The 21590-nt window shown below is 74.1% G+C and carries 15 protein-coding genes; 4 read left to right on the top strand and 11 right to left on the bottom strand.

What is annotated here, in order from left to right:
• Positions 1–52: 52 nt before the first annotated feature.
• Together sucB and lpdA are read right to left on the bottom strand one after the other, a co-directional pair.
• The gene (gene sucB / locus AB0J33_RS20220; RefSeq protein WP_363615530.1) at positions 53–1894 is read right to left on the bottom strand and encodes a 2-oxoglutarate dehydrogenase, E2 component, dihydrolipoamide succinyltransferase; all 1842 of its coding nucleotides are present in this window, start codon (positions 1892–1894) and stop codon (positions 53–55) included.
• Between the two features lie 66 nt (positions 1895–1960).
• The gene (gene lpdA, locus AB0J33_RS20215; protein ID WP_363615529.1) at positions 1961–3352 is read right to left on the bottom strand and encodes a dihydrolipoyl dehydrogenase; all 1392 of its coding nucleotides are present in this window, start codon (positions 3350–3352) and stop codon (positions 1961–1963) included.
• Between the two features lie 178 nt (positions 3353–3530).
• Between lpdA and AB0J33_RS20210 the strand changes: the two genes are divergently transcribed.
• Positions 3531–3860 carry a hypothetical protein gene (locus tag AB0J33_RS20210; protein WP_363615528.1) on the top strand — a complete coding sequence of 110 codons (330 nt, stop codon included), beginning with the start codon at positions 3531–3533 and terminating at the stop codon, positions 3858–3860.
• Positions 3861–3911: 51 nt separating this feature from the next.
• Here AB0J33_RS20210 and AB0J33_RS20205 read toward each other — a convergent pair whose 3' ends face one another.
• Entirely contained in the window at positions 3912–5486 is a 1575-nt protein-coding gene (locus AB0J33_RS20205) for a leucyl aminopeptidase (protein ID WP_363615527.1), read from the bottom strand.
• A gap of 162 nt (positions 5487–5648) precedes the next feature.
• Here AB0J33_RS20205 and gcvT point away from each other — a divergent pair, with 162 nt between their 5' ends.
• Positions 5649–6779 (top strand): glycine cleavage system aminomethyltransferase GcvT, encoded by a 1131-nt coding sequence (gene gcvT, locus AB0J33_RS20200; RefSeq protein ID WP_363615526.1) that lies wholly within the window; start codon positions 5649–5651, stop codon positions 6777–6779.
• 88 nt (positions 6780–6867) lie between these two features.
• Here the strand turns inward: gcvT and AB0J33_RS20195 are convergent, their stop codons facing one another.
• The 4 genes from AB0J33_RS20195 to AB0J33_RS20180 form a co-directional block, all read right to left on the bottom strand.
• A complete protein-coding gene (locus AB0J33_RS20195; protein WP_363615525.1) occupies positions 6868–8163 on the bottom strand; it encodes a DUF2314 domain-containing protein in 1296 nt (431 codons plus the stop codon).
• Between the two features lie 67 nt (positions 8164–8230).
• Positions 8231–9004, bottom strand: coding sequence for an adenosylcobinamide-GDP ribazoletransferase (locus AB0J33_RS20190; protein ID WP_363615524.1), 774 nt, complete (start codon positions 9002–9004; stop codon positions 8231–8233).
• A complete protein-coding gene (locus AB0J33_RS20185) occupies positions 8994–10931 on the bottom strand; it encodes a bifunctional adenosylcobinamide kinase/adenosylcobinamide-phosphate guanylyltransferase (RefSeq protein WP_363615523.1) in 1938 nt (645 codons plus the stop codon). Before AB0J33_RS20185 ends, AB0J33_RS20190 begins: the two co-directional genes overlap by 11 nt.
• A 59-nt stretch (positions 10932–10990) precedes the next feature.
• A complete protein-coding gene (locus AB0J33_RS20180) occupies positions 10991–12760 on the bottom strand; it encodes a protein kinase (RefSeq protein ID WP_363615522.1) in 1770 nt (589 codons plus the stop codon).
• A gap of 146 nt (positions 12761–12906) precedes the next feature.
• On the opposite strand from AB0J33_RS20180, the gene AB0J33_RS20175 reads away from it, so the two are divergent.
• Together AB0J33_RS20175 and AB0J33_RS20170 are read left to right on the top strand one after the other, a co-directional pair.
• Complete coding sequence (locus AB0J33_RS20175) at positions 12907–13107, top strand: hypothetical protein (RefSeq protein WP_030337978.1); 201 nt, start codon at positions 12907–12909, stop codon at positions 13105–13107.
• A complete protein-coding gene (locus tag AB0J33_RS20170) occupies positions 13107–13904 on the top strand; it encodes a site-2 protease family protein (RefSeq protein WP_363615521.1) in 798 nt (265 codons plus the stop codon). Before AB0J33_RS20175 ends, AB0J33_RS20170 begins: the two co-directional genes overlap by 1 nt.
• A 63-nt stretch (positions 13905–13967) precedes the next feature.
• Here the strand turns inward: AB0J33_RS20170 and AB0J33_RS20165 are convergent, their stop codons facing one another.
• The 4 genes from AB0J33_RS20165 to AB0J33_RS20150 form a co-directional block, all read right to left on the bottom strand.
• The gene (locus AB0J33_RS20165; protein WP_363615520.1) at positions 13968–14966 is read right to left on the bottom strand and encodes an aldo/keto reductase family protein; all 999 of its coding nucleotides are present in this window, start codon (positions 14964–14966) and stop codon (positions 13968–13970) included.
• Between the two features lie 43 nt (positions 14967–15009).
• Complete coding sequence (locus AB0J33_RS20160) at positions 15010–19809, bottom strand: WG repeat-containing protein (protein ID WP_363615519.1); 4800 nt, start codon at positions 19807–19809, stop codon at positions 15010–15012.
• Positions 19810–20191: 382 nt separating this feature from the next.
• Complete coding sequence (locus AB0J33_RS20155; RefSeq protein ID WP_363615518.1) at positions 20192–20752, bottom strand: helix-turn-helix domain-containing protein; 561 nt, start codon at positions 20750–20752, stop codon at positions 20192–20194.
• Between the two features lie 156 nt (positions 20753–20908).
• Positions 20909–21502 carry a DUF3043 domain-containing protein gene (locus AB0J33_RS20150; protein ID WP_363615517.1) on the bottom strand — a complete coding sequence of 198 codons (594 nt, stop codon included), beginning with the start codon at positions 21500–21502 and terminating at the stop codon, positions 20909–20911.
• Positions 21503–21590 lie beyond the last annotated feature (88 nt).

Genomic DNA, 21590 nt, shown 5'->3' with positions numbered 1-21590 from the left:
GACGAAGGGCGCCCCGGTCGACGACCGGGGCGCCCTTCGTCGTTGCTGTGGATCAGGCCAGGCCCAGCTCCGACTCGAAGTTGCCGGCCTCCAGCCGCTCCTTCACCGCGGTCAGGAAGCGGGCCGCGTCGGCACCGTCGATCAGCCGGTGGTCGTAGGACAGGGCCAGGTAGACCATCGAGCGGACCGCGACGACCTCGCCCAGCTCCGGGTCGTTGACCACGACCGGCCGCTTGACCACGGCACCCGTGCCGAGCATCGCCGACTGCGGCGACGGCACGATCGGGGTGTCGAAGAGCGCGCCCCGGCTGCCCGTGTTGGTGAGCGTGAAGGTCGCACCGGCGATCTCGTCCGGGCTGATCTTGTTGGTCCGGGTCCGCTCGGCCAGGTCCGCGACCCGCTTGGCGATGCCGCCCAGGTTGAGGTCACCGGCGTTGTGGATGACCGGCGTCAGCAGCCCACGCTCGGTGTCCACCGCGATGCCGAGGTGCTCGGCCTCCGGGTAGGTGATCGTGCCGCCGTCGAGATCCATCCGGGCGTTGACGATCGGGTACGTCTGCAGCGCCTCGATCGCCGCGAGCGCGAAGAACGGCAGGAAGGACAGCTTCACGCCGTGCCGCTGCACGAAGGAGTCCTTCGCCTGGGCGCGCAGCTTCGCGATCCGGGTGACGTCCACCTCGACCACGGTGGTGAGCTGCGCCATCTCGTGCAGCGACTCGTGCAGCCGGGTGGCGATCGCCTTGCGGATGCGCGGCAGCTTCTCGGTGGTGCCCCGCTTGCCGCTCGGCTGCGGCTTCGCGGCCGGCTTGGTCGCCGGCGCAGCCGCCGACGGCGCGGCCGCCGGGGCGGGAGCGGGAGCGGCCTTCGCCTTCTCGGCCGCCTCCAGCACGTCCTGCTTGCGGATCCGGCCACCCACGCCGGTGCCGTTCAGCGCGGCCAGGTCGACGCCGTGCTCGGCGGCCAGCTTGCGCACCAGCGGGGTCACGTACCCGGCGGCCTCCTCGCCGCCACCCGGTGCCGGCGCGGACGGGCGCGGCGGCGTCGAGGTCGAGGCGGCCGGCTGCGCGGCCTGCTCGGTCTTCGCCGGCTGCGCCGCGCTCTCGGTCTCCGCGGCGGGCTCGTTGTACGACATGCCCGGCGTCGGCTCCTCGACCTCCGGCGTCGGCGTCGGCTCGGCCTTCGGCGCCGGCTTGGCCTCCGCCTTCGGCTCGGCCTTCGGCTCGGGCTGCGCCGGGGCGGGGGCCGCACCGGCGACGCCGATGATCGCCAGGTCGGCGCCGACGGCGGCGGTCTCGTCCTCGGCGACCTTGATCTCCAGCACCGTGCCGGCGACCGGCGACGGGATCTCGGTGTCCACCTTGTCGGTGGAGACCTCCAGCAGCGGCTCGTCGACCTCGATGGTCTCGCCGACCTGCTTCAGCCAGCGGGTGACCGTACCCTCGGTGACGCTCTCGCCCAGCGCCGGCATCTTCACCGCGGTGCCCTCGCCCGACGAGGCGGCGGCCGGAGCCGGGGCCTCGGCCGGAGCCTCGTCCTGGGCCACCTCGTCGGCGGTGCCCTCGGCGGCGGCCGTCGGCTCGGCGGCCGGCTCGACCGACTCGGCCGGGGCCTGCTCCTGCTCCTGCGGGGCGGCCTCGCCACCGCCGGTCGACTCGCCCTCACCGGAGATGACGGCCAGCTCGCTGCCGACCTCGGCGGTCTCGTCCTCGCCGACCACGATCCGGCTCAGCACGCCCGCCGCGGGCGACGGGATCTCGGTGTCGACCTTGTCGGTCGAAACCTCGAGCAGGGGCTCGTCGACCTCGACCGTGTCGCCCTCCTGCTTGAGCCAGCGAGTGACGGTGCCCTCGGTGACGCTCTCGCCGAGCCGGGGCATGGTGACCGATACCGGCATTTTCTGAGACTCCTTCATTCCCCTGGTGGGATCTTCGCCCGTCGCCGGACGCCGCGGTTTGGATGATCAGGCGTGCGCGTGCAGCGGCTTGCCGGCGAGGGCCAGGTGCGCCTCGCCCAGGGCCTCGTTCTGGGTCGGGTGAGCGTGCACGAGCTGGGCGACCTCGGCCGGGTACGCCTCCCAGTTGTAGATGAGCTGCGCCTCACCGATCAGCTCGCCCACCCGGGCGCCGATCATGTGCACGCCGACCACCGGGCCGTCCTCGACCCGGACCAGCTTCACGAAGCCGGTGGTCTTGAGGATCTGGCTCTTGCCGTTGCCGCCCAGGTTGTAGTTGTACGTCTTGACCTTGTCGGCGCCGTACTGCTCCTTGGCCTTGGCCTCGGTGAGGCCCACCGAGGCCAGCTCCGGGTCGCAGTAGGTGACGCGCGGGATGCCGACCTCGTCGATCACGGCCGGGGTCTGCCCGGCGATCTCCTCGGCGACGAAGATGCCCTGCTGGAAGCCGCGGTGCGCGAGCTGGAGGCCGGGCACGATGTCGCCGACCGCGTAGACGTTCGGCACGCTGGTGCGCAGCCGCTCGTCGGTCAGCACGTAGCCGCGGTCCATCTTGACGCCCTGCTCCTCGTAGCCGAGGTTGGCGGTGTTCGGGCCGCGACCGACGGCGACGAGCAGCAGCTCGGCCTCGACGGTCTCGCCGCCCTGGATGGTCAGCTTGACGCCGCTCTCGGTCTTCTCGACCTTCTCGAACGGCTTGCCGACCTTAAAGTTGATCTTGCGCTTGCGGAACGCCCGCTCCAGCGCCTTCGACGACTCCTCGTCCTCGGCGGCGACCAGCCGGGGCAGCGCCTCGACGATCGTCACGTCCACCCCGAAGGACTTCCACACGCTGGCGAACTCGACACCGATCACCCCGCCACCGAGCACGATCACCGACGACGGCACCCGGTCCATGGTGAGCGCGTGGTCGCTGGTGATGATCCGCTCACCGTCGACCTCCAGGCCCGGCAGGCTCTTCGCGTACGAGCCGGAGGCCAGCACGATGTTGCGGCCGGTGTAGCGCTTGCCGTCCACCTCGACCACGTTCTTGCCGACCAGCTTGCCGTGGCCCTCGACGATGGTGATCGCCTTGTTGCCCTTCAGCATGCCCTGCAGACCCTTGTAGAGCCGGGCGATGACGCCGTCCTTGTACGCGTTGACCCCGGCCATGTCGATGCCGATCAGCTCGGCCTTCACGCCGAACTGCTCCGACTCACGGGCCTGGTCGGCGATCTCGGCCGCGTGCAGCAGCGCCTTCGTCGGGATGCAGCCGTTGTGCAGGCAGGTGCCCCCGAGCTTGCCCTTCTCGACCAGCGCGACCTTCAGGCCCAGCTGGACGGCGCGCAGCGCGGTCGCGTAGCCGCCGCTGCCACCTCCGAGAATGACAATGTCGAAGGTCGCTTCGTTCGGCTCGCTCACGTCCAACTCCCAGGTCGCGTCGCTGCATCGGGGGTCACGGGGATGTAACACGGACACACCCCACCTCGGTCATCTTGTCACCACTGAGCACAGGGTGCGTACTGAGGTGCCCAACGACACGTCATCGACACGTACCCTTGGCACCGTTGTCGATGACGCACGGTGGGGGAGAGATCGGGTGGGGTTGTTCCGGCGCCGCAAACAGACGGCTGTGCCGAGCCATGACCGGGCCGCCGATCGTGGCGATCTGGACCATCTGGAGAACTTCATCCGGAGTCGGCGTGGCGTCGAGGCGTTCATCGAGCCCCGGACGACGGTGACGGAGACCACGGTCATCCTGATCGCCGACGACGGCGAGTGGACCCGCCGGCGCATCGACGGCCCGGACGGGGCCCGGCGCTTCGCCCACCGGATGGGCATCCCGGTGTACGACGTCCGCCTGATGGGCTACCCGCAGCGGATGCGCGACTTCAACGAACGACGCAAACGTCGCCCCGAGCGCTACTGACAGCTGCGGAAGGGCCCCCTGCCAGCGCGGGAGGCCCTTCCGTGAGGCCCGTCAGCCGTTGGCGGCGACGTCCTCGACCAGCTGCACCAGCGTGCGGACCGGGACGCCGGTGCCGCCCTTGGTCCAGTAGCCGGTCGGCTCACCCGAGTGGTAACCCGGACCGGCGATGTCGATGTGCGCCCAGGCCACGTCGTCGGCCACGAACTCGCGCAGGAACACGCCGCCCTGCAACATGTGACCGGCCCGGTCCATCCCGGCGTTGACCTGCGAGATGTCCGCGACATCCGACTCCATGCCCTTGCGGACGTCGTCGGGCAGCGGCATCGGCCAGGCCGGCTCGCCGACCGAGTCGCCGACCACCTTCACCCGGTCGCACAGCTCCGGGGTGCCCATCACGCCGGCCACCCGCTTGCCCAGCGCGATGACCTGGCCACCGGTCAGGGTGGAGGTCTCGAACAGGTAGTCGGTGCCGTCCGCGCAGGCGCGGGCGATGGCGTCGCCCAGGATCATCCGGCCCTCGGCGTCGGTGTTGAGCACCTCGACCCGCTTGCCGTTGAACATGGTGATCACGTCACCCGGCCGGTAGCTCGTGCCCGACGGCATGTTCTCCGCCATCGGCAGGTACGCGCTGACCGCCACCGTCGGCTTCAGCGCGGCGATCGCCAGCATGGCCGCACCCACCGCGGCGGCGCCGGCCATGTCGGACTTCATCTCCCACATGCCCTGCGCCGGCTTGATCGAGATGCCGCCGGTGTCGAAGGTGATGCCCTTGCCCACCAGCGCGACCCGCTTGCCGTTGCCGCCGTCCTGCGGGGTGTAGGTCAACTTCACCAGCCGCGGCGGGGCCTCCGAGCCCTGCCCGACCGCGACGATGCCGCCGTACCCGCCGGCGGCCAGCGCCGCCTCGTCGAGCACCTCGACGCCGAGGCCGGCCTCACGGGCGGCGTCGGCGACCGCGTCGGCGAACGACGGCGGACGCAGCTCGTTCGGCGCGGTGTTCACCCAGTCCCGGCTGAGCCGGACCGCGCTCGCCACCGCCTGCGCCCGGGCGATCTCCGCCTGGGCGTCCGCGGCGCTCGCGTCCGGCACCGCGATGAGCACCTCGGCCACCGGCTCCCGCCGGGTCGGCTGGGGGCGGGTCTTGTAGCCGGCGAACCGGTACCCGCCGAGCAGCGCGCCCTCGGCGACCGCGCGCAGCTCGGCCGACGCGTCCGCGTCGTCCGGCAACGGCAGCGCCAGCGCGACCTTGGGCGCGCCGGCCAGGGCCCGGATCGCCGCACCGGCGGCCCGGCGCAGCGTCTCCGGGGCCGGGGCGGCACCCGACGGCTCCGGGCCGAGCCCGACCGCGGTGACCAGGGGGGCGGTCACGGTGCCCAGCGTGGCCAGCTTGATGACCTCACCCGGCCCACCGGTCGCGCCGAGCAGCGCGAGGGTCTCGGTCAGCTTGCCGTCGAACGCGGCGGCGATGCTCTCCGCGCCGCTGGCGAGCAGCAGGGTGCCGGCGAGGCCGCTGGTGGCGCCCTGCTCTCCGGTCTGACTGTGCACGCCGATCACGATCGCGTCGACGGCTAGCTCGGCCGGATCGGTGTCGACCAGGCTCAGGTTGGTGGTGCGGGGTGATGTCACTGAAGCTACTCCGGGCGGGCCGGGCCGGTCGCGTCGTCGCGTACCAGCGGTGAAGGTCTCCGGCGGAACCTACCCGCCGGACGTCATGGCTGTCCCGCCGACGGCGCCAGCGGGCTCCCGCCGATGCTAACCAGCCACGTTGACCCCGGTAAGTTGCCACCCATGACCGACGTGACCTCCGACGCCGCCGCGACCCGGCTGCGCCGTTCCCCACTGCACGAGCGGCACCTCGCCGCCGGAGCCAAGTTCGCCCCCTTCGGGGGCTGGGAGATGCCACTCGAGTACGCCGGTGGCGGCGTGCTCAAGGAACACACCGCGGTGCGTACGGCGGTCGGGGTCTTCGACGTGTCGCACCTGGGTAAGGCCCGGGTGAGCGGCCCCGGCGCGGCGGAGTTCGTGAACGCCTGCCTCAGCAACGACCTGGGCCGGATCGGTCCGGGCCGGGCGCAGTACACGCTCTGCTGCGACGACGCCACCGGCGGGGTGGTGGACGACATCATCGCCTACCTCTACGCCGACGACCACGTCTTCCTCATCCCGAACGCGGCGAACACCGCCGAGGTGGTGCGCCGGTTGCGCGCCGCCGCGCCCGCGCAGGTGACCGTCACCGACGAGCACGAGGCGTACGCGGTGCTGGCCGTGCAGGGCCCCCGCTCGGCCGAGTTGCTGGCCGCCCTGCGCCTGCCCACCGAGCACGGCTACATGAGCTTCTCCGCCGCGACCCTGGCCGGGGTGGAGCTGACCGTCTGCCGTACCGGCTACACCGGCGAGCTGGGCTACGAGCTGGTGGTGCCGGCGGAGCACGCGGTGGCCGTCTGGGACGAGCTCTTCGCCGTCGGCACGGCGTTCGAGCTGCGCGCCTGCGGGCTGGCCGCCCGCGACACGCTGCGTACCGAGATGGGTTACCCGCTGCACGGGCAGGACCTCTCCCTGGACATCAGCCCGGTGCAGGCCCGCTCCGGCTGGGCGGTCGGCTGGGACAAGCCGGCCTTCTGGGGCCGCGACGCGCTGCTCGCCGAGAAGGCCGCCGGTCCCCGACGTACGCTGCGCGGTCTGGTGGCGGTCGACCGGGCCATCCCGCGGCCCGGCATGACCCTGCACGTCGGCGACACCCAGGTCGGCCAGGTGACCAGCGGCACCTTCTCGCCAACCCGTAAGCAGGGCATCGCGCTGGCGTTGCTGAACACCGACGCCAACCTCGCCGACGGCGACCAGGTCGAGATCGACATCCGAGGCCGCCGCGCCCCCCTGACCCTGACCAAGCCCCCCTTCGTAACCCCCTCGGTGAAGTAACCCCCGAGCCCGTTCCGGTGATCAAGAGGTTTGCGTCACGTCCGGACGGAATTCCGACGCAAACCTCTTGATCGACTGGCGAGCGAGGTCAGCGCGAGGGGGTGGGGGGTTCGCCGGAGTCGAGGACTGCCTGGGTCCAGCCGCCCTCGATGACGCCGGTGGCGTCCAGGACGGCCCAGTCGACCACGTCGGACGTCTCCACCACCACCGGAGCGCCGATGCGCACGCTCTGGTCGGTGTTGGCGTCGCTGGCGCTCACGCCGACGATGCGCTCCGGGGCCTCCCACGAGGTCACCCCGGCCCAGACGTACTCCGGCCCGTCGTCGCCGGGCAGGCCGTACTTCACCACCAGCTGCGACTCGGTGGGCAGCTGGCCGGCGACGAACCGGGCCCGCGCGTCACCCAGCGCGGCCCGGGCGGTGGCGACCGCACGGCTCATCGCGTCGCCCGAGCGGGCGTAGCGCACGTCCGGCTGGATCCCGGCGAACAGCGTCGCGCAGGCGGCGGCGTAGTAGCGCCCGTCCGGGCCGGGGTGCCCGGCCGGCGGACGCAGACTGAGGAACGAGTCGGCCTCCGGGTCGGTCGCCGGGTCCAGTTCCAGGCGCAGCAGCACCGGGGCGGTGGCGCCGTGCTGCTCCGGGTTGCCGTACGCCACCGCGATGTCGTGCCCGGTGACCGTGGCCAGCACCGGCAGCTGCACGAACGCCGGCACCTCCTCGCCGGTGAGCCCGTCGGTCCAGTCCCGCAGCAGCCGTCGGGCCGCCCCGGTCATCACCGCGCCCCAGGCGCGGGTGAGATGGTCGGGCACACCCTGGGTCTGCAACTCCAGCAGACCGAAACGCCGCAACCCCTTCGTGGTGAACCACAGACCCTCGGTGTCCGAGGAGTACGGCACCAGCACCCAGTCGACCAGCCGAATGCGGCCCTGCTCGTCGGGGAGGGAGCGCAGCGCGGTCGCCGGGTCGAGGAACTGGAGACCGAAGACGTCCACCACGTCGCTGCCGACGGACTCCGCCACCGCCGCCGCGACCGCCCGGGCGGCCCACTCGTGCGCGGGCGGCCAGCCGGGCCGGTACTCGGCCTGCACCACCACCAGGTGCGTCGCCGCCGCCAACCGGGCCAGCTGCTCCTCGGTGGCGCCGAACGCGGTGAGCAGGTCCGGCGGCAGCGCGGGGAACTCGGCGATCGGCCGGGTGTCGACGCTCATCAGCGGACTGTCGAGCATCTGCCGGGCCAACCCGTGCACCGGCTCGGCCAGTCGGCCGGTCAGGGCCGCCACCGCCGTCTTCGCGCTGACCTTCGGCAGCCCCACCATCGGCACCAGGTAGGTCGCGCTGAGCGACTCCGGCACCGGTACGGGCAGGAAGTCGTCCGTGATGAGCATGCTGGGTCCCCCGGTGGGCCGCGCCGGTGTTGTCGAGCCGAACGCTACCCGGCCCGCCGTGCCCGGTTCAGCCGGACAGCACCAGACCCAGGTAGACCAGCGTGGTGACCACCTCGACGGTCGCGCCCAGCACGTCGCCGGTGATGCCGCCGAGTCGGCGTACCACGTGGGTGAGCAGCGCCAGCGCGACGGCGATCGCGGCGACGACGGCCAGTGGCCCCTGCCACGGGCGGCCCGGCACCGCGGGCACCGCCAGCAGCACGACGGCGAGGCCGCCGGCGGCCAGGGCCACCGGGCCGACCGTGCCGGCCACCAGGGCGCCCAACCCGTCCGGCCGGGCCGCCGGCACCGACCGCCGGCAGGCCAGCGTGACGCCGAACCGCCCGGCCGCGGTCGCCGCGACCACCGCCGCGAGGCACGCCGGCCAGGACCGTCCGGCCAGGTCGGCGAGCGCCGCCGCCTGCACCAGCAGTACGACCACCAGGGCGACCACCCCGAACGGGCCGACGTCCGGCTTCTTCATGATCTCCAGGGCGGCGGCTCCCCGTCGGTACGAGCCGAGCGCGTCCACGGTGTCGGCCAGCCCGTCCAGGTGCAGCCCCCGGGTGAGCAGCGCGGCGGCGCCGACGGTCACGCCCGCCGCCACCAGCGGGGGAGCGAGCCCGGCGGCCAGCAGCAGCACACCGGTCAGCAGGGCGCCGAGCAACGCGCCGACCACCGGGGCGAGGGCCATCGCGGTGCCGGCGACCGGGCGATCGATCCGCCCGGCCCGCACCGGCAGCGTGGTGAACGTGGTGACCGCCAGCCGGGCTCCCGCGAGGAGCCGCGACTCAGCCGGCACGCCAGCCCGACGCCGGCTGCTCGTCCGCCCCGGTGCTGGCCGGGCCCGGCCCGGCCGGCTCCGGCTCGGCGAAGTCCGGCTCGCCGAAATTGGGCTCGACGTCGGGTGCCGGGAGCGTCGGGTCGGCGTAACCCGGGTCGGTGGACTCCGGCTCATCGCCGGCCGGGTCGGTGTCGCCGCCGCCGAGCGACGGGTGGACCGGCAGCGCGGCGGACAGCGCCAGCACCGAGCGCAGCAGCGGGAGCGCCACCAGCGCGTTCGCGCCCTCGCCGAGATCCAGCCGCAGGTCGAGCAGCGGGGTGAGGCCCAGCACGTCGGCGGCGAGCCGCACGGCCGGGTGCCCGCCGTGGTCGGCCAGCAGGCACCAGTGCCGGGCCTGCCCGGCCAGGTCACGGCTCACCATGCCGGCCGCCACCCCGACCGGCCCGTCGAGCAGCACCGGCACCCGGCGGGCGGTGGCGCCGAGCAGCACGCCGGTGGCCACGGCCACGTCGCCGCCGCCCAGCTCGGCGAGGATGTCCTTGGCGCCGCGGGACGAGCGGCGGGTGCGGTGCAACGCGTCACGTACCGCCGCGCAGCGGATCATCCACGCCGCGTCGTCGATCTCACCGGAGTCGGTGATCACCCGGCCCAGCACGCCGGGCGGCTCCGCGCCCGCGGTCGCCGCGAGCACCGCGGCGGCCGCCGCCTCGGTGCCGGCGCCGCACGCCCCGAGCACCAGCAGTTGTACGCCGGCGTCGGCGGCCTGCTCGGCCAACCGCCAGCCGTAGCGCAGCGCGGAGTCCACCTGCTCCAACGGCAGCGCCGGTTCGTTCTCCATGGCTGCGGAGGCCGGGGTGTCCACCACCTGGAGACTGGCGCCGCTCTCGGCGGCCAGCCGGGCCAACGCGCCCCGGCCGGCGCGGGCCTGCGCGGCCCGGCGCGCCGACTCACCGGCGACGGTGCCGGCCGACGCTCCGCCCGCGTGGTCGCCGCGCAGCAGCAGCACCCGCACCGAGCCCCAGGCGGCCGGGGTCGAGGTGCCCTGGGTGGCGGCGGCGAAGCCGACCACCCGGTCCAGCACGCCCAGCCCGGCGCCCGGCACGTCTAGCGTGGCCAGTCGGTCCACCGCCTGCGGGCCCGCGTACTCGTCGGGCATCGGCAACTCCATGCCGGGCTGGATGACCAGCCCGGTGGCCACCATCGGCAGCGCCATGGTGGGTGCGGCCCACGGGTTGCCCGGCTCCTGGGTCGGCACGGCCGGCGGCGTGTGGGTGAGCACGTCGGGCAGTTGCACCTCGGGGGTGGGCTCGGCGTCGGCCAGGCCCGCCACCACCGGTGCGGTGGCGGCGGCGGTCGGCCCGGTGGCGGTCGCGGAAGCGGTCGGCTCGGTCGCGGTGGTGACCGGCTTGAGCCAGACCGGCTGACCGGCGACGACCAGCGCCACCGCGTCGCAGGCGTCGGCGACCGCGCGGTTGGCCGCGCCCAACGCGTCGGTGAACGCCCGGCCCAGCGGCGTCGTCGGCACCAGCGAGAGCCCCACCTCGGGGCTTACCAGCACCACCCGGGCGGCGCAGCCCCGGATCGCCTCGGCCAGCTCGGCGATCGTCGCCACGTCGTCGGCGGGCTGGTGGTCCGGGTCGAGCAGCACCGTCACCCAGCCGCCCAGATCGTCGACGAGCAGCGTCTCGTTGGGCTCGGCGGACGCGAGCACGTCGGCCAACCGGCGCGGGTCCTCGGTGGTCTCCTCGGTGGTCCAGCTGCCCGGTCGCCGGGCGCGGTGCTTCGCCAACCGGGTCGCCCACTCGGTGTCCTCGGGGTCGCCCTCTGGCGCGGTGGCGACGTAGCGGACCACCGGCGCGTCGGTGACCAGGGACTCGGCGAACTCGGACTTGCCGGACCGGATACCGCCGAGCACCAGGACCGTGTTCCACCCGTCTACGGACATGCCCGTACCTTAAGGCCGCCCGGGGTCGCGGTGCCTGCCGGCCCGGTGCTCGCCGTCGTTCAGTCGCAGTGTTCGAATCCGCTGCCGTAGCTGACCCCGCCGGTCGAGCCGCCCCACTTCACGCACGTCCCGGCGGCGTTGGCCCGGACCGGCCCGGCGTAGTAGTCGAACGACCCGCTGTCGGTGCCGCGGGCCTTGCCCTGCACCTCCAGGTACGCCGAGACCGCCGACTTCGCGCCGACCGCGGTGTCCTTGAGGGTGACCACGCAGTTGGTGCCGGTGCCCGCGTGGTAGAGCAGGAAGACGCGGCCCTTGCGCTGCCCGTCACCGCCGGTCAGCGTTGCCGAGTCGATCACCTGGTAGCCGCTGCCGCACGCCTGCGCGGCCGTGTACGGGTTGGGCCGGCTGGACGGGGTACGGCTGGGCGTCGGTCGGCTGCTGGCCGTACCGGTCGGCGCGCCGCCCGGCACCGCGCTGCGGTCGGGGTCGCCACCGGCCGTCGGGTCGGCGGGAGATCCGGTCGGGCCGGCCGTCGCGGTGCGGGTGGCACCCGGCGTGCCGCTGGGCCGGGGCCCGGTGGTGGTCGTGTCAGCGCCCGGCAGCAGGGCGTCGCTGGCTGCCGCCGACTCGCCGGCCAGCGCGGGCGGCCGATTCGGGTCCGTGCCGCCCGGTGTGGTCTCCGGCCGCAGCGCGCTCACCGCGACCGCGACGACCAGCGCGACGAGCACGACCGCGCCCGCCCCGATCAGCAGTGGCCGGCGGCGGTCCGGCCCAGCGGCCCCGAGCGCGTCCTCCCGGGTCGGTTTCGGCTCGGTCGTCGGTTCGGCCGCGACGTTCGCCGCCGGGCGCAGCGGCGCGGGCGCCGGCCCCGCCGGTGGCGAAGCGGCGACCGGCGGGGTGGGCGCCGGGACGGCGGGAGTGGCGGGGTCCGGGACGGCGCCCGGGGCGGGAGCGGCCAACGCCCACGGTGGGCGGGCGGAGACCGGGATGCTCGCCAGGGTCGCGTCGCGGGCGTCGGCGGCGGCAGCGGCCAACTCAGCGGCGCTGCCGAACCGTTCCTCCGGACGCTTGGCAAGCGCGCGGGCGACCACGGCGGCGACCGCCGGTGGGGTGTCCGCCGGCAGCGCCGCCGGGTCCTCCTGGGCGTGCCGGAGCGCCACCGCGAGCGGGTTGTCCCCGTGGAAGGGCGGCTGCCCGGCAAGGCAGAAGTACGCCACCGCGCCGAGCGCGTAGATGTCGGTGGCGGCCGAGACCGGCTGCCCGGTGGCCTGCTCGGGGGACATGTACGAGGCGGTGCCGAGCACCATGTTCGCGGCGGTGAGCCCGGCCATGTTGCGGGACCGGGCGATGCCGAAGTCGACGAGCACCACCCTGCCGTCGGCCTTGACCAGCAGATTGCCCGGCTTCACGTCGCGGTGCACGATGCCGGCGAGGTGGGCGGTGTGCAGCGCGTCCGCCGCCTGGGCCAGCACCGACATGGTGCTGGCCGGGTCCAACCGCCCCACCGTGCGCACCCGGGCGGACAACGGCTCGCCCTCGACGTACTCCATGACCAGGTAGTCGACCTGGCTGCCGTCGTCGAGCACCGACTGCCCCACGTCGTGCACCGGCACCACGCCGGGATGACGCAGCGCGGCCAGCATCCGCGCCTCGGCCCGGAACCGGGCGGTGAACTCCGGATCGGCGACCAGCGACGGCAGCAGCACCTTCACCGCGACCTCGCGTTCCAGCAGCACGTCCGTGCCGCGCCAGACCGCGCCCATCCCACCCGTCGCCACCCGCTCGCCCAGCCGGTACCGGTCGCCGAGCAGAACTCCCCGTGTCAACACCGGGCCCACCGTACCGGCCGGCGTCGATCGGATTGATCCACCCCGGGGTGTCCGGCCGGGGCGAGCGAGCGGCCGTTGCGCGCCGGGCCGACTACGCTGGCGAGGGTTCGTCCCACGGGGACTTCAGCGGCGAGGGGAGACGCGGCATGGCGTGGAGCTGGCGGTACGAGGGCACGGACGGCCAGACGGTCGAGGGACCGGCGGAGTCGTTCGGCAGCCAGGCCGACGCCGAATCCTGGATCGGTCAGACCTGGCGGGAGCTCGCGGCGTCCGGCGTCACCTCGGTCGCGCTCGTGGAGGACGACCGGGTGGAGTACCGGATGAGCCTGCTGCCCACGGCCGAGTGATGGCCTACGACCGGCCGGCCGGCGACGGGTTGGTCCTCGGCGTCCCCAAGGCGGCGTTCCGGCCCAGCCCGGTCTTCCTCGGCCTGGTCGCCCTCTTCGCGGTCACCGGGGTGCTGGCCTGGAACGGGTACGGCAACGTCCGGTTCAACGTGTTCCTCTTCGTGGTGTCCGGCTGGCTGGTGTCGCTCTGCCTGCACGAGTACGCCCACGCCGTGGTGGCCTACCGGGCCGGCGACCGGGACATCGCCCACCGGGGCTACCTGACGCTCAACCCGTTCAAGTACACCCACCCGCTGTTGTCGATCGTGTTGCCGGTGGTGGTGGTGCTGCTCGGCGGCATCGGCCTGCCCGGCGGCGCGGTCTGGGTGGACCGGCACGCCATCCCGGGACGCCTGCGACACACCCTGGTCAGCCTCGCCGGCCCGGCGACCAACGTGCTGTTCACGCTGGTGCTGGTCGCTGCGGTGCGGCTCGGCACCTCGTCGGGTGGTCCGGTGGAGTTCTGGGCCGGGGTGGCGCTGCTCGCCTTCCTCCAGCTCACCGCCAGTGTGCTGAACCTGCTGCCGGTGCCCGGCCTGGACGGCGGCAACATGATCCAGCCGTGGCTCAACCCGCAGTGGCGCAAGATGTACGACCTGTTCGCGCCGTACGGCTTCATCCTGCTCTTCGCGTTGCTGTGGAACCCGCGCATCGGCGGCTGGTTCTTCGACGCGGTCTTCGCGGTCGGTGACCTGCTCGGTCTGCCCTCGTGGCTCTACGCCACCGGCCTGGAGCTGATCCGGTTCTGGCAGGGCTGACCTGAGCTGGGCTGACCGGCCCGGCCGGCGTGCAACACCCACGCCGGCCGGACCGCAACGGCGTCAGGGCCGCTGCGCGGGGGACTCGGTCTTCGCCGCGTCCCGCTCGACGATCGGCTCGACGACGTCGTCGATCGCCTTGAGCAGGTCGGCGTCGAGCTTCACCCCGGCCGCCTTCACGTTGTCGTGCACCTGCTCGGGGCGGGACGCACCGATGATCGCCGACGAGACGTTCGGGTTCTGTAGCACCCACGCCACGGCGAGCTGGGCCATGCTGAGCCCGGCCTGCTCGGCGAGGGGCTTGAGCTGCTGGACCCGGGTGAGCACGTCGTCGTTCATGAACCGGGCGATGAAGTTCGCGCCCGACTTCTCGTCGGTGGCGCGGGAGCCGGCCGGCGGCGGCTGACCCGGCAGGTACTTGCCGGAGAGCACGCCCTGCGCCATCGGCGACCAGACGATCTGCCCGATGCCCAGCTCCTCGCTGGCCGGAATGACCTCGGCCTCGATGACCCGCCAGAGCAGCGAGTACTGCGGCTGGTTGGAGACCAGCGGGATGTGCAGCTCCCGGGCGAGCGGGTGAGCGGCGCGCAGCTGCGCGGCGGTCCACTCGGAGACGCCGATGTAGTGCGCCTTGCCGGAGTGCACGACGTCGGCGAACGCCTCCATCGTCTCTTCCAGCGGGGTGCTGCCGTCGTAGCGGTGGGCCTGGTAGAGGTCCACGTAGTCGGTGCGCAGTCGGCGCAGCGACCCGTTGATCGACTCCATGATGTGCTTGCGGGACAGGCCGCGGTCGTTGCGGCCGGGGCCGGTCGGCCAGTAGACCTTGGTGAAGATTTCGAGGCCCTCGCGGCGCTCGTTCTGCAACGCCCGGCCGAGCACGTCCTCGGCCCGGGTGCCGGCGTACACGTCGGCGGTGTCGAAGGTCGTGATGCCCGCGTCCAGCGCGGCCCGGACGCAGGCGAACGCGGCGTCCTCTTCGACCTGCGAACCGTGGGTGATCCAGTTGCCGTACGAGATCTCGCTGACCAGCAGGCCGGAACGGCCCAGGTGTCGGAATTCCATGTACCGACCCTAGCTCCAGTGGATCACCGTGGCGACTGTCGACTCAGAGCACCGGATTGGCGTCGGTGAGTAACCGGTCGATCTCCGCCAGCACCTCGGCGCGGTCGCGGTGCACCTGGTCGATCAACGGCTCGCCGCGCCGGTCCAGAGCGCCCCACCGTCCGCTGCCGCTCGCCACCAGGAACGCCACCGGGTGGATGACCAGCATCGGGTGCGTCGGCGGGACCAACACCGCGCCGGTGCGGTCCACCACACCGCGCCGACCGGCCACGTCGACCACGGCCAACCCCTCGTCGGTGAAACCGTCGATCTGCTGGCCGTCGGCCAACTCGGTCACGAAGCCGTGGTAGCGGGTCGGCACGACGATCCGGCCGGTCCGGTCGACCGCCCCCCACCCCTCGCGTCGCACCGCGGCCAGCCCGCGCCGGAACGGTCGTACCTCGGCGTAGTTGGGTGCGACCTGCACCGCGCCGGTCGCGTCGATCGCCGTCCAACCGCCCTCGCCGACCACCCAGGCCAGGCCGTCGCTGAACGGGTGCGCGACCCGGAACGAGGGCGGGATCACCGTCGTACCCAACAGGTTGATCAGCGACCAGCGGTCGGTGTCCGGCCGGCGGACCCAGGCCAACCCGTCGTGGAAGGGCTGCGCCTCCGCGTACCGGGCGGGGATGACCAGGTCGCCGTCCTGGCTGGTGTAACCCCACAGCGGCCCGTCCCGCTCCGGCAGCGGGGGTCGGTCCCGGTCGAGCACCTCGTCCCGACTGCGGGGGTACGGCCCGAAGCCATCCGCCGTGGCCCGGGCGGTGACCGCGTCGAGGGCCACCCGGACCCGGTCCAACAGTTCGGCGTCACCGGCGCCGCGCAGGTCGAGCGCCTTCTCGAAGTGCTGGCAGGCTTCCATGAGCCGTCCCTGGTCGTAACACGACCGCCCGGCGTGCTCGTGCAGCGCGGCCCGCAACCGGTCGGGCAACTCGATCGAGTTGGCCTGGGCGAAGAGCTGGTCCGCCTCGGCGAAGTCGCCGCGCCAACGCAGCACGTGGGCCAACCGGGCCTGGGCCAGCGCGGTCCGGCGCAGCTCGCCGGTGGCTTCGGCGTAGGTGAGGGCGAGCCGACCATCGGCCAGCGCGTCGTCCAGGTCGCCGAGAATGCGCGAGGCCACCGCCCGCAGGCTGAGCAGCCGCGCCCGCGCCCGGTTGTCGATCGCCGAGCCCAACTTCTCGGTCAACCGCCGCCGGATGGCCCGCAGGTCGTCCGGCTCCGTCAGATCCTCGCGCAGGGTGACCGGGTCCAACCGCCAGCGGTACGCGGCCAGAACCTGCTCCGGGTCGCCCGGATCGGCCAGCGACGGGCGGGTCACCACCGGCGGAGCCTCGTCGGGTGGCGTGGGCTCCGACGTGTGCTCCTCGTCCGAACCGCTCCTGGGTTCGGGAACGGCCGAGGCGGGCGGCCCAGAGGCCGGCACCGTCGCCGCTGGTGGTGCGGAGACGGGTGTGGTCGCGGAGACGGGTGCTGCGGTCGACGCCGGTGGTGCGGAGACGGGTGCTGCGGTCGACGCCGGTGGTGCGGAGACGGGTGCTGCGGTCGACGCCGGTGGTGCGGAGACGGGCGCCTCGGCCGACGCCGGTGGCGAGGAGACGGGCGCTGTGGTGGGTGGTGGGACCGGTGTCGGGGAAGCGGCGGGGGGCGGTGTGGGCATCGCTGGCGGTGCGGAGACGGGTGTGGTGGTCGACGCCGGTGGCGCGGAGACGGGTGCCTCGGCCGAGGCCGGGGGTGCGGAGACGGGCGCTGTGGTGGGTGGTGGGACCGGTGTCGGGGGAGCGGCGGGGGGCGGTGCGGGTATCGCTGGTGGCGCGGAGACGGGTGTGGTGGTCGACGTTGGCGGTGCCGAGACGGGCGGTGCCGAGACAGGCTGGTCCGCGTCGTCGACCGTTGCGGGCGGCTCAGCGTCGACCGACCACTCGTCGTCTCGCGCCCCATTCGTCAGGGCCGGGCTCGGATCATCGGCCACGACCGACCAGGGGTCGTCCGGCGCGGCCTCGTCCGCCAGATCGTGTTCGACCGGATCGGCGTCCTCGATGGGCGCGGCGGTGGCGGGCAGCTCGTCAACGTCGGCCTGGTGGTGGGACATCGCGGTATCAGGGATTCCGGAGACGGGCCGACTGCCCTGCGCCGATGCCGTTTCGGAAGCTGGTGGTGCGTCGTCGTCCAGGTCGTCCGCCCAGCTGCGGGGTGCGCCGGAGATCGGGTGGGTGGGTGGTGCGGAGACCGGGGCGAAGAGATCGTCTGGTGTGGACTCGTCGGTGACGTCGAGGTCGCTGTCGGCCCCGGGTGCCGACAGCTCCGGGTCCGCTGTGGCCGGCGGCGTGAACAGGTCGGGGTCGCCGGTGGTCGACTCGTCGTCGGCCGGGTCGACCGGGTGCTGCTCCTTAGCCGCGCCCTGGTCGGCCTCGGCCGGCTGGGCGGGGCTGAACCATGCTTCCGGCCCTCGCGTGCCCGGGGCCTGGTCCGGCTCGGCCAGGGGCGTCGCCGGCTCCTCCGAGGGCGGTGGGGGGACGTAGCGACGCGGCGTACCAGGGGCCAGCGGAAGCGTCGGCGCGGCGTTGTCGGCCGGCGGCTGTGGAGCGGCAGGGGCCGGGGCGGCCGGGGTGGCAGGAGCCGGCGCGGTAGGGGCCGGCGCGGTAGGGGCCGGCGTCGGGGGTGTCGGGGCGGGGCGGGTCACCGGTGGGTTCGGCACCTGCCAGGTGGGCGGCGGTGCCACCGGCGGGCGGGCGTCGGCCGCCGGGGTCAACCGCTGCGGCGGGTACGGGCGCTGCGGCGCTGCCGGGCGTTCCGGCGCAGCTGGGCGGTCCGACGAGTGCGGGCGCTCTGCGGGGTGTGGGTGGTCCGGCGAGTGCGAGCGGTCCGGGGAGAGGTCGCGCCGCTGGTCCGCCGGGCGGGCTCCGGTGTCCGGCCCGGAGTAACGCGGCGGTGCGGCAGGGTGCGCCCGGGCCGCCGGTGGCGGTTCGGCCAGCGGCCGGTGACCCGATGCCGGCGGGGCATCCGACCGCTCGTCCGGGCCGGGCGGGTCCACCGGCGCGGGCAGGTACTCCAGCCGCAGGCGCGCGGCAGGCGGTCCCGAGATGGGCCGGTCGGAGGCGGGCGACACCGGTGCGGGCGACACCGGTCGGTCCCAATCGCGGGTGGCGGGGGAGACGGGTGCCGACGACACCGGCCGCTGCGGGGAGGCCGGCGATACCGGTGCGGCCGACACCGGTCGGTCCCAATTGCGGGTGGTGGGCGGGACGGGTGCCGACGACACCGGCCGCTGCGGGGAGGCCGGCGAGATCGGGGCGGCGGACACCGGTCGGTTCCAGCCGGGTGCGGCGGGCGACACCGGTCGCTCCGGGGACACCGGTGGGACCGGCATCGAACGACCGGACGCGGGCGGAGCCGCAGCCGGGCGTACCGGCCGCTCGTCGTACCGCGTGGGGCCGGCCGCCGGTCGCTCGTCGGGGCGGGCGGCCGGGCGGGACGGGACACCGGGCTCGGCGCCGCGGTACGGGTCCGTGGTGCGGTGCGGGTCCGTGGTTCGGTACGGGTCCGTGGTGCGGTGCGGGTCCGGGCGGTGGCTTGGCTCCCGGGTGCGGTCCCCGGTGCGGTCCTGGCGCACCGGCCCCGGGGGTGGCCAGGGCAGACTGCCGTCCGGCCGTTGGCCCGACTGCGGCCGGGGCTCGCGGTACGCGTCCTCGCGAGGCGCGTCCTCGCGGTAGCCGTTCTCGCGGTACGCGTCCGGGCGGGCCTGCTCGCGGGGGCGCCGGTCCGGGTACGCCTCGGCGCGGGCCGCCGCCTCGCGGGGCTGCTGCCAGTGGGAGTCGGTGTCGGGCCGCCGCCGGTCGTCGTCGAGGCGGGGCTGCTCGGGCAGGTCCGGCTCGGGTTGCCGCCGCCGTCCTCCGTTGGGTGCCGGCGCCGGGCCGACACCCTCGTCCGCGCGGTAGCGCGGCTCCGGGCGGCGCAGGTCGTCGACGGCCCGGTCCGGGTATGCGTCCGGGCGGTACCGCGTGCGGCCGTCCACGGGGGCCCACGGGTCGGCGCCGTCGGCGGGCCGGCCGTCGTGCTCACGGGTGGGTCGGTTGCCGTACCCGTCGCCGGGGGGCCGCTCGTAGCCGGCAGCCGGTCGCTCCTGCGTGCGCCGACGCGGTGTGTCGTTCGGCTCTGGCACCCAGCCGGGTTCGGGCCGGGGCGCGGGGGAGACCGGCGGCGTGCCCCGGTAGACCCGGTCCCGCTCGGCGGGCTCCTGGCGGGGTCGGCGGCTGTCGTACCGCTCCGGGCTGCCCTGGTCGCGGTGCCAGGCGGCTTCCCGCGCGGGTCCCCGCTCGTCCGCCGGACGTCGGTCGGACCAGGCGGTACGGCGATCCGACTCGGGGGACCGGCGCTCCTCGCGGCGGGGTGGCTCGGGCAGCGGTCGACGGTACGGCTCGTGGTCGTAGTGGCGGGAGTCGGCCGGGTCGGGCCGGCCGTAGCCGGACGGGTCGGACGCGCGCTCCTCGCCTCGGGACCGGCCGTAGACCGGTGTCTCGCCCGGCTCGTCGTCCACCCAGGATCGACCGGAAGGCGCCTGTTCCGCCAGCGGTTCGTCGGACCACGAGCGGCCGAGGTACGTGCCGTCCGGGCGGGTGGGAGCGAGCGGCGGCACCTCGGCGCGGCCGGTCACCGTCGCCCGGCCGCGTGGTGGCGGCTGGTGGGTGGTGCCGATGTCGCCGGGGTAGCGCTGGCCGGGGAACTGGGGGTGCCACTCGGTGGTCGGTTCGACCACCCAGGACGGTTCGTTCGGGTCTGGCCACCGGTCGTTGTAGCGGCCGTTCATCCGTCGAGCCCGTCGCCACACCCGGCCGCTGGGCCGCTTCTCGCCGGGGGTGAGCTGTCCGCAGCCGGGTTCGGGTGACCTCCGGGCGTCCGGTCGCCGCCTGCCACGCCCCGGTGGCCGGCTCGCGTCCGCTCGCTCACGCGTTGTCACCTCGTTGCAAATTGTCGCGCTGGGGCCTCACGTGCCGGTCAGGTCGCCGTTCGGGCTGGCCGTGGCTGCGGATGGAGGGTAACGGCGTGGGCTCGCTCACCGCCACTGTGGCGCCGCCCACCGGCGCAAACGTTATCCCATTGGTTTCGGACATTTGGTCCTATAACCGAATCTGACCTCGACCATACCGCACCCGCCGACCAGCCGGATCGGGCGGGATCGTCGCGCTCGGTCAGGGGTGCTCCATGATGAGGACGGCGAAGGTGCCGGGAGCGAGGGCCTCGTAGCGATGGGGGGCGTCGCCGGGAAAGGTGGCGTAGTCGCCGGGGTCGAGGTCGACCGGCGCCGTCTCGGGCCCGGCCCGTAGCCGGCCGGCGGCGACCACCACGTGTTCGATGCTGCGCGGGGTGTGGCCGTGGCCGGTTCGCACCGCGCCCGGTTCCAGCCTGATCAGGTAGACGTCGCGGCGCAGGTGCGCCGCGCCGGCGCTGAGCAGTGTTCCGCTGAAGTCGGCCTGCTCGGAGCGGACCTGCGGCCCGTCGCCCGACCGGATCACCCGTACGCCGTCGTCGACCGGCTCGACCAGCCGGCTGAACGGCACGCCGAGTGCGACACCCAGCGCCCAGAGCGTCTCCACACTGGGGTTGCCGATGCCCGACTCCAGTTGGGAGAGGGTGGACTTGGCCACCCCGGCTCGGCGGGCCAGCTCGGTCAGCGAGATGCCGACGCGTTCCCGCTCCCGGCGCAGGGCGGCGGCGATGGTGGCCAGCGGGGCAGCCGGTTCCGAAGGCATGCCTTCGCTCCATTGGATCGAACGTTCGGTCTGACGAACAACGACAACGTGTTCAGCATGATGAACGCACGGCACGATCCGCGCAGTTACCGCGAAACTGCTGCCCCCGGTACGGCTGGGGCAGCAGTTTCGGCGCTGGTGCGTGGTGGTGGCGGGTCAGACCTTGTCGCCCAGATTGACCTGGGGAGCCGGAGCGCGCATCCGCCGGAAGGTGATCGACCGCATGACCGCGTAGAGGTAGAGCGAGCCCATCCGCTGGTCGGTCTTCGGGAAGCGTTCCCGGACCAGCTTGCTGATCTTGCGGCAGATCAGCACCGAGTCGACCACCACACCCAGCGCCAGCACGCCCCAGAGCACGTTGGAGATCAGCCGGACCGGCGCCGGCATGGCGGCGTTCGACCCGAGCAGCACGATCAGCGCGCCACCGAAGAACCAGGTGCCGACGGTACGCCGGGAGTCGACCACGTTGCGGGCCAGCAGCCGCTCCGGGCCACGGTCGCGGGGGCCGCCCTCGCGGCGGAACTCCGACGCGGCCTCGGCGCGCAGTTGGCGCCGGCGCTCCCGCTCCTCCTCCTTGGTGAGGGGGCGGCTCGGGCCGGCCGGGCGGCGACCGGCGGTCGGCCGCTTGGGCGTCTCCCGACCCTTGGCCGGGGTGTAACCCCGGGGACGCTCGGCGGTCTCCTCGGGGGTCACCGAGGTGACGGCCTCGTCGACGAGGTCGGTGGACTTGCGGCGAAAGAGCGACGGCACGCGGCAAGGGTAGCCAACGCGCCGCGCCCGCTGCACATCGCGGTGCAACAGGCCGACGGCTCCGGGTCACGGCGCGCGAGGACGCGCC

The sequence above is a fragment of the Micromonospora sp. NPDC049645 genome, from assembly GCF_040675155.1.
Taxonomy (GTDB): Bacteria; Actinomycetota; Actinomycetes; order Mycobacteriales; family Micromonosporaceae; genus Micromonospora.
The sequence above is the reverse complement of the archived record's forward strand: the minus strand, read 5'-3'. Positions and strand labels throughout refer to the sequence as shown.

Bases quoted from the DNA above. Each gene is read 5' to 3' on its own strand.
- sucB (WP_363615530.1), bottom strand. From the start codon at position 1,894: ATGCCGGTATCGGTCACCATGCCCCGGCTCGGCGAGAGCGTCACCGAG.
- gcvT (WP_363615526.1), top strand. From the start codon at position 5,649: ATGACCGACGTGACCTCCGACGCCGCCGCGACCCGGCTGCGCCGTTCC.
- AB0J33_RS20195 (WP_363615525.1), bottom strand. From the start codon at position 8,163: ATGCTCATCACGGACGACTTCCTGCCCGTACCGGTGCCGGAGTCGCTC.
- AB0J33_RS20185 (WP_363615523.1), bottom strand. From the start codon at position 10,931: ATGTCCGTAGACGGGTGGAACACGGTCCTGGTGCTCGGCGGTATCCGG.
- AB0J33_RS20175 (WP_030337978.1), top strand. From the start codon at position 12,907: ATGGCGTGGAGCTGGCGGTACGAGGGCACGGACGGCCAGACGGTCGAG.
- AB0J33_RS20170 (WP_363615521.1), top strand. From the start codon at position 13,107: ATGGCCTACGACCGGCCGGCCGGCGACGGGTTGGTCCTCGGCGTCCCC.
- AB0J33_RS20165 (WP_363615520.1), bottom strand. From the start codon at position 14,966: ATGGAATTCCGACACCTGGGCCGTTCCGGCCTGCTGGTCAGCGAGATC.
- AB0J33_RS20160 (WP_363615519.1), bottom strand. From the start codon at position 19,809: ATGAACGGCCGCTACAACGACCGGTGGCCAGACCCGAACGAACCGTCC.
- AB0J33_RS20155 (WP_363615518.1), bottom strand. From the start codon at position 20,752: ATGCCTTCGGAACCGGCTGCCCCGCTGGCCACCATCGCCGCCGCCCTG.